Genomic DNA, 8,162 nt, shown 5'->3' on the forward strand with positions numbered 1-8,162 from the left:
AAGATTGGGCTATATTTGGACGATTTTGGCGAGTTACCCACCGCGCTGATTTTGGTATTTTGCCAAAAGCATGGTTTTACGCCGTTTTTGCCGATTACCGTTCAGGGTAAGCCTTTACGCTTTGCCCCTGTCGTTATACCATTAGCCAAAACACCTTTAAAGCGCCACCGACTGGGCATGAAAGAACCCTTTGCCAAATATGGCATAAGTGCTGATAAATTAGACATGATTATTTGCCCGCTTGTGGTAGTAGATAGGCAGGGTAATCGGCTTGGCATGGGGGGCGGATTTTATGACCGCACCTTTACCCACTTTCAAGGATTAATAGTGGGCTGGTGCTATGATTTTCAAGTTATTGACAATTTAACAGTTAATGAATGGGATAAGAGTGTGGACATGGCGATCACTGATAAAGGCGTGCTGCGATTTTGATGGTTTAGCCGCACATTTGACGCGCAACGATGATGGCTTGAACGAGACTACCCGCGCTCGCCCTGCCTGTGCCAGCCAAATCCAGCGCCGTGCCGTGATCGACGGACGTACGCACATAGGGTAAGCCTAGGGTAATATTGACCGTATCGCCAAAGCCGTGCGACTTTAAAGGCGCAAGCCCTTGGTCGTGATACATGGCGATGATGGCATCGGCTGATTGTAGATATTTATCAGTAAATAATGTATCGGCAGGCATGGCAAGGCTAATATCCATCCCATCATCAATGAATTCTTGCAGCACAGGGTTGATGGTCGTCATCTCTTCATCGCCCAGATGGCCGCTCTCACCTGCGTGTGGATTGAGTCCGCACACTAAGATCTTAGGGCGCTTAATGCCAAATTGGGTGCGCATGGCTTGCTCTGTAATCACGACGGTCTGACGAACTTCATCGCGCGTGACGGCATTCGCCACGTCCCTCAGGGGAATATGTGTGGTAACAAGCGCCACACGCATTTTGGCATTGGCAAGCATCATCACTACCTTATCACACCCTGCCTTATGCATAAAGTACTCGGTATGACCGCTGAACATCTCACCATTGTCTAGGCGTACATCTGCATCAATAAGGACTGATTTTTGGATTGGCGCGGTAACGATCGCCCCGATGACACCATCATTTGCCAATCGATGGGCGATGTTCAACTGCATCTCCACCATTTGGGCATTATGAGTGCACAACTCACCCGCATTTACTTTGTATTTGCATGGTATATTAATAATAAATACGTCTTGCTTTGTTGATGCTTTAGCAAGATCTAACAAATCGCCACCATGTACAATATCATCATACTCAATCACCCCAAAGCTTGGCGCATGGTCAATTTTACCCACTTCTTGTAGCATTGTGATGCGCTCTTGCCATACATCTATGTCAGCCGTGATAAAAATCGGCTTTGGTAGAGCATCATCATGATGACAAAGCACGTCAATGACGATGTCCATGCCAATGCCGGCCGGCTCGCCAGTGGTAATAAGTAGCGGCTTTGTGTTGGTGGTTTGGGCATTCATGGATAACTTTTCCTTATCAAATATTCGATTTTAATCATTAAATTTTACTGTTATTATACCGCTTTTATTTTGCTTTTATGCTAAAATTTGCACCCATCATTGTCACCTTCTCGATTCATCATGACTGATTTACAAGACACCGCCAAAGCCGTGAATTCCGCCTTTGAGAATGCGATCAGCGCCTTTAAGAACAACAAAGATAAATCAGCGCTTGCCACATCAAGCGCTGGCGATGATCTACTGAGTCTGCAGCCACCGCACAACATTGAGATTGAGCGGGCTTTGCTTGCGTCATTGATGAGTATTGATGAATCTTTTGAGAAAGTGGACAGCATCATCAGGGATGAGGATTTTTATGGCGAGCGTCATAAGCACATTTTTCGCGCCATCACACACCTATCTAGAGTGAATCAGCCTTATGACAGTCTGATGGTGCACGACTATCTTAACGCACAGAATCTACTTAACGCCGCTGGCGGTGAAGAGTATCTGATGCAGATTAACCAAAGCCCTGCGACGCTTTTTAACCTTGTGCCTTATGCTGAGCGCGTGCGTGAGTTTTCGGTATATCGCCAGCTGATCAAGGCGGCGAATAACATGCTAAATCTCGCCTATCACCCCAAGAAACAAACCGTCAGTGAGATTCTAGATACGGTTGAGGCGGATATTTTTCGTATTAATGAAAATTACACCAGCGGCGTGGGCAAACAGGGCGCGCAGAACATCGTTGATATTCTACAAAATGTCGTCGTGCAGCTCGATGAACTCAAAAAACGTGACGGCTCGATGATTGGTCTTGCCACACCATTTGAAGAACTTAATAACAAAACTCAAGGCCTACAAAAAGGCGATATGGTCGTCGTGGCGGCTCGTCCATCGATGGGTAAGACGACTTTTGCGATGAATTTGGCGGAGTCGGTGCTCATGCAAGGCTTGCCTGTGGTGGTGTTTTCTATGGAGATGCCCGCCGAATCCATCGTTACGCGCATGCTGTCTTCACTTGGGCAGATCAACCAGACCAATCTGCGCTCAGGCAACATGAGTGAGCAAGAATGGGCGCAGTTCTCGACCGCCGTCACCATGCTTCAAGACAAACACCTATACGTCGATGCTCGTAACAACCTACCCCCGACCGAGGTGCGCTCCACCTGTCGGCGCATCGCCAAAAATCATGAAGGTGGGCTTGGCATGGTCATTATCGACTACCTACAGCTCATGAAAGTGCCCGGCATGGAGAACAACCGCGTGGGTGAGATCGGTGAGATCAGCCGAAGCCTAAAAGCTCTAGCTCGCGAGATGAACTGCCCTGTCGTCGCCCTATCTCAGCTTAACCGAAGCCTTGAGAATCGCCCAAATAAACGCCCCGTCATGTCAGACCTGCGTGAATCAGGCGCGATCGAACAGGATGCCGACCTTATCATGTTCATCTATCGCGATGAAGTCTACAACAAAGACAAGGCGGATAATAAAGGCTTTGCTGAGATCATCATCGGCAAACAGCGTAACGGACCGATTGGTACCGTGCCCTTACGATTCGAAGGTCAATTCACAAGATTTACCAATTTCATCGCAGGCGGCTACATGCCTGAAGATTACGAAGGCGATGAATAATAAAACATTAATACGGATGCTCTTTCATGCGAAACACCGCACTGACCATCGACCAAAGCGCGCTGGCTCATAACTTATCCACCATCAAAAACATCCTAAATCCAAAGAGTCCCGCCAAAGTCATGGCGATGGTCAAGGCGAATGCGTATGGGCATGGTGTGTCATATGCATTGGCAGGTCTAAAGCAGGCCGACGCGTTTGGCGTGGCATGCATGAGTGAAGCATTAGAAGTCAAAAAAACCTGTCAAACGATCGGCATCAACAAACCCATCGTACTCATCGAAGGCGCATTTGGTGCCGATGAATGGCTGACTGCCATCAATCAAGGGTTCGGCGCGGTCATTCATAATGAATACCAGCTCAACGACGCTCTAGAGCACACGCCTGATCCTGACAGCTTCACCAATATCGTCTGGCTAAAATACAACACCGGCATGAACCGCCTTGGCTTTAATAGACAGAACACCATCGCCGCCGCCAAGCTACTACACGACAAGGGTTATAAGCTTATCCTAACCAGTCATTTTGCCTGCGCGGACGAAGATGGCAGCCCCATCACGGCTCAGCAGATCAGTCGTTTTAATGATTTATTAGATGAACTGCGTCATACGGTAAGCCCAGATGCCCTAGGGTCATTGTGTAATTCAGCGGGCATTTTTAAGCATTCAGATCAGCATCATGATTGGGTGCGTGCAGGGATTGCCTTATATGGCTCAAGCCCATTTTCGCACATCGATGCACACACACATAATCTTAAGCCTGCGATGATATTTAGCACGCACATCATGGCAGTTCAGCACGTCGAGACAAACGAATCAGTCAGCTACGGCGCTCTATGGCGCGCGCCAAAGCCCAGCCGCATCGGCATCGTAAGCTGCGGCTATGGCGACGGTTATCCGCGCGTGGTTCATCGGGCGTTTGTTGGCGTCATGGTTGATGACACCGTCATCCGCGCGCCCATTGTTGGACGAGTCGCCATGGACATCATGATGGTAGATCTGACGGACACAAATGCCGACGTCGGAACCAAAATCATCCTATGGGGTCAAGATGGCGCACCGTCTATTGATGAGGTTGCCACCTGCGCAGGGACGATTGGTTATGAGCTCATGTGCCGCACCACCGCGCGCCCGATTCGTCAGGTGCTGAGCGAGCCACTGGTGGATAATCCTTTATCAGAATAAGGTTTTTTATTGATAAGGCTAGTTATTTTAATATAGCTTTGTTATACTTGCTTTTTTATTATTTTTGCCAATGTGCCAAACACCCCACAAGGAGTTGATATGAGCAGCCCACGCCACTTTCTTACCTTAATGGATCTAAGCCCCGATGAACTACGCGCGGTCATCCATCGTGCCTCTGAACTCAAAAAAATGCAGCATAATGGCGAGATTTATCGTCCTTTTGTTGGTCGTACGCTTGCGATGATTTTTGAGAAATCAAGCACCAGAACGCGCGTGTCCTTTGAGACAGGCATGGGTCAATTTGGTGGTCAGGCGCTGTTCCTATCGCCCAATGACACACAGCTGGGACGCGGTGAACCGATCGAAGATTCAGCGCGTGTCATCAGTAGCATGGTGGACATCGTGATGATTCGTACCTTTGCACATGAGCGCGTGCAGACTTTTGCTGACTACTCTAGCGTGCCCGTGATTAACGCGCTGACTGACGATTACCATCCTTGTCAGTTATTGGCAGACATGCAGACATTCTTTGAACATCGAGGCGACATCAAGGACAAAACTGTCGTGTGGGTTGGCGATGGCAATAACATGTGCGCCTCTTATATGATCGCTGCGCATCAGTTTGGCTTTAAGCTTCGTGTTAGCGCGCCGGACGGCTACAAGCCAAAACAAGAACTGCTTGATAAATATGCTCATTGCGTGACTTTGGCCGATAACCCCCTTGAAGCTGCCAAAGGCGCTCACCTCATTGTTACTGATGTGTGGGCGAGCATGGGTCAAGAAGAAGAGCAAAAACAACGTGAAAAAGACTTTGCTGATTATCAAGTCAATAAAGCCATCCTAGACGCTGCTGATTCAGATGTGCTGTTCATGCACTGTCTGCCTGCGCACCGCGGCGAAGAGATCAGCGAAGATCTGCTTGATGATCCTCGTGCTGTGGTATGGGACGAGGCAGAGAACCGTCTGCACGCTCAAAAGGCATTGATGGAATTCTTACTAAAAGACAAAATCAAGCTTTAATCTGCTCGTGAAGACGCACCGCTTTGGTGCGTTTTTTATTACAATTTTATAAAACAAGCCACAAACAGCACTCACAAATCTGCTTTATTTTTACCCAAAATTACCAAACATTCGAACATTAACTCTTATAATAAATCATTTTTTAGCAATGGGAATTATCATGATCAAGCCATCAAAAATCATCAACTTACTTGGCATCAGCGCACTTGCAATGACAACCTTAGGCGTCGCCAACGCCCAAAGTGACGCTAATTACAATCGCATCAGCTTTAGTGTTGAAGCAAAGACAGAAGTTGATAATGACGAGATGCGTGCTACTTTGACCAAAACTACCGAAGCAAAGACCGCCAAAGAAGTCGCCAAAACTTTAAACGACACCATTAATAACGCCCTTGCCATCGCCAAAAAATACCCCGATGTCATCGCCACGACAGGTCGTCACAGCACCTACCCACGCTACGGCTCAAATAACAGTATTACCGGCTTTACGGGCAATGCATCTATCCAAATCAAAAGCCAAAACTTCGAGCAATCAAGTCAGCTCATCGCCGATCTACAGACCATGATGGCGCTGGATCATTTGTCTTTTAATGTGTCTGATAAGACCCGTGATAACTTAAAAAAACAGCTGACTTTGGACGCCACCAAGCAATTCCAAGAAGAGGCAGCAACCATCTCTCAAGCCTTTGGCGCAAAAGATTACAAAATCGTGAACGTACAGCTGGGCAATAATAACAACAACTACTATTCTGATGCCATGCCAGTTGCAATGTCGATGTCGCGAGAAAAAAGCGTAGGCATCGAGAACCTAAGCCTAGAAAGCGGAAAAGCCACGCTTAGCTATAATGCCAGTGGCACGATCGAACTAATTCGCTAAGCGCACATATTTAGCAAAACTTTTAAGCCAACCAAAACTGTGCTATGATAGTTAGGTTTAATCATATTGGAAGATTATTATGCTACTTAAAAAAACATTTCTGGCAGTCACCCTACTGACCCTAAGTCTAGGCGCTCACGCTCAAGAGCTTACCGATGGTGACATCGTAGATGGTGAGGTGGTTCAGTCAACCACCGTGGATAATTCAGCAATCCAAAGCATCGAGCAAGATGGCAAACGTTACACCACCGTTAACCTATCAGACTATGCCAAACAAGTCAACGAATCGACTTGGTCACCGAATATGAAGGTCAATACCGCGATGACTGTCAAGATGCAGGTATTGCTTGATTGGAACCATGCATCGCCTGGTCCAGTTGATGGCGGTTGGGGCATGAACAGCAAAAAAGCACTGGTCAACTTCCAAAAAATGCGCAATCTAGAGCCCACTGGCAAGATGGATGAAGCGACTTGGGCAGAGATGACCAAGAACATTGATCCAAATCAGCCTGTATTGGTGTCGTACACCATCACCAAAGAAGACGCCAAAGGCCCATATAGGGCACTACCAAGCGATGCTGAATCACGCTCCAAGCTTAAAGCCCTTGGTTATGAAAACATCCAAGAGATGCTCGGCGAGCGTTTTCACATGGATGTTGCTTATTTAAAGAAACTTAACCCAAATAAAAAATTCGTTGAAGGCGAGACCGTCACAGTCATTAATCCGGGCAAGCCTTTTGAGGGTCGTGTTACTCGCGTGATCGCTGACCGCAATGACAAAATTCTATACGCCTACGATGGCGATACACTTGTCGCCACCTACCCGACCACCATCGGCAGCGCTGCAACCGCCACCCCAAGTGGTAAATTTAAAGTCATTAACAAGGTTAAGATGCCGCACTATAAGGCGACGGTAAACCGCGAGAGCGAAACCAACAAAAAAACCTTCATACTGCCACCGGGACCTAATAGCCCTGTTGGTGTCGTATGGATGGGTTTAAACAAACCAAGCTACGGCATCCACGGTTCGCCAAAACCAAAAGGCATCAGCCGTCAAGCGTCACTTGGCTGCATTCGCCTGACCAACTGGGATGTGCTAGAATTACACGCCAACATCCAAAATGGCGCAAGCGTCGAAATCCGCTAATTACGCTTTCCATCCAAAAAGCCAAAAGCATGTACTTTTGGCTTTTTTTGCATTTGTCAAAATTTTATATTGATAATTTTTATCAATATAATGGTATAATAATCAGTCATAAGCTGCCTTTAAATAATAATTATTCAAACCAATAATTATTTTAAAATATTCTAATAAAGCGCTTATTTTTACCACTTTATGAAGGAAAACCCATGTTTAACTTTGCGCATGTTCAAACTCCGTTGCGTGATGCGATCACGTCTGCCTATCGTCTATATGAACCAACTGCGGTTCAAAACTTGGCGAACACGCTTAATTTTGCCCAAGAACAAAAAAATGAAATCACCGATCTGGCGCGTCGCCTAATCACACAGGTAAGAGCCGACCGCAGTAAGTCATCAGGCGTTGATGCGTTGATGCACGAGTTTTCTTTATCTAGCGAGGAAGGCATTGCGCTCATGTGTCTCGCCGAAGCCCTGCTTCGCATTCCTGATAACGCCACTCGCGACAAACTTATCCGTGATAAATTATCTGATGGTGACTGGAAAAGCCACGTCGGCAACAGTCCATCGATGTTCGTAAATGCTGCGGCTTAGGGTCTTGTCCTGACAGGTAAACTAACCTCAGATGTCAGCGAAAAATCACTAGGTTCGGCACTGACTCGCGTAATCCAAAAAGGCGGCGAACCATTCATCCGTGGTGGTGTTAATTACGCCATGAAGATGCTGGGCAAGCAATTCGTCACAGGTCAAACCATCCAAGAAGCTCTAGATAATGGCAAAGAGCGCGAGAAATTAGGCTATCGTTTCAGCTTTGACATGCTAGGCGAAG

At 47.1% G+C, this 8,162-nt stretch carries 7 protein-coding genes and 1 pseudogene; 7 read left to right on the forward strand and 1 reads right to left on the reverse strand.

The genetic code is table 11. The features are described from left to right. A partial coding sequence (locus GY683_RS03625; protein WP_297287453.1) for a 5-formyltetrahydrofolate cyclo-ligase occupies positions 1 to 432 on the forward strand: 432 nt, incomplete at its 5' end. 4 nt (positions 433 to 436) lie between these two features. Here the strand turns inward: GY683_RS03625 and pdxA are convergent. Continuing rightward, positions 437 to 1,501 (reverse strand): 4-hydroxythreonine-4-phosphate dehydrogenase PdxA, encoded by a 1,065-nt coding sequence (gene pdxA, locus GY683_RS03630; protein WP_297287454.1) that lies wholly within the window; start codon positions 1,499 to 1,501, stop codon positions 437 to 439. Between the two features lie 120 nt (positions 1,502 to 1,621). Here pdxA and dnaB point away from each other — a divergent pair, with 120 nt between their 5' ends. The 6 genes and pseudogenes from dnaB to GY683_RS03660 form a co-directional block, all read left to right on the forward strand. Next, positions 1,622 to 3,112 (forward strand): replicative DNA helicase, encoded by a 1,491-nt coding sequence (gene dnaB, locus GY683_RS03635; protein WP_297287455.1) that lies wholly within the window; start codon positions 1,622 to 1,624, stop codon positions 3,110 to 3,112. Between the two features lie 26 nt (positions 3,113 to 3,138). Continuing rightward, positions 3,139 to 4,296 carry an alanine racemase gene (gene alr, locus GY683_RS03640; protein WP_297287456.1) on the forward strand — a complete coding sequence of 386 codons (1,158 nt, stop codon included), beginning with the start codon at positions 3,139 to 3,141 and terminating at the stop codon, positions 4,294 to 4,296. Between the two features lie 99 nt (positions 4,297 to 4,395). After that, on the forward strand, positions 4,396 to 5,316 hold the full coding sequence (argF, locus tag GY683_RS03645) for an ornithine carbamoyltransferase (protein ID WP_297287457.1): 921 nt from the start codon (positions 4,396 to 4,398) through the stop codon (positions 5,314 to 5,316). Between the two features lie 160 nt (positions 5,317 to 5,476). Next, entirely contained in the window at positions 5,477 to 6,193 is a 717-nt protein-coding gene (locus tag GY683_RS03650) for an SIMPL domain-containing protein (RefSeq protein ID WP_297287458.1), read from the forward strand. A gap of 79 nt (positions 6,194 to 6,272) precedes the next feature. Further along, the gene (locus GY683_RS03655; protein WP_297287459.1) at positions 6,273 to 7,340 is read left to right on the forward strand and encodes a L,D-transpeptidase family protein; all 1,068 of its coding nucleotides are present in this window, start codon (positions 6,273 to 6,275) and stop codon (positions 7,338 to 7,340) included. 203 nt (positions 7,341 to 7,543) lie between these two features. Beyond that, a pseudogene (locus GY683_RS03660) lies at positions 7,544 to 8,162 on the forward strand (bifunctional proline dehydrogenase/L-glutamate gamma-semialdehyde dehydrogenase PutA); the annotation flags it as partial.

The sequence above is a fragment of the Moraxella sp. genome (assembly GCF_024227015.1).
In the GTDB taxonomy this organism is placed as follows: Bacteria; Pseudomonadota; Gammaproteobacteria; order Pseudomonadales; family Moraxellaceae; genus Moraxella.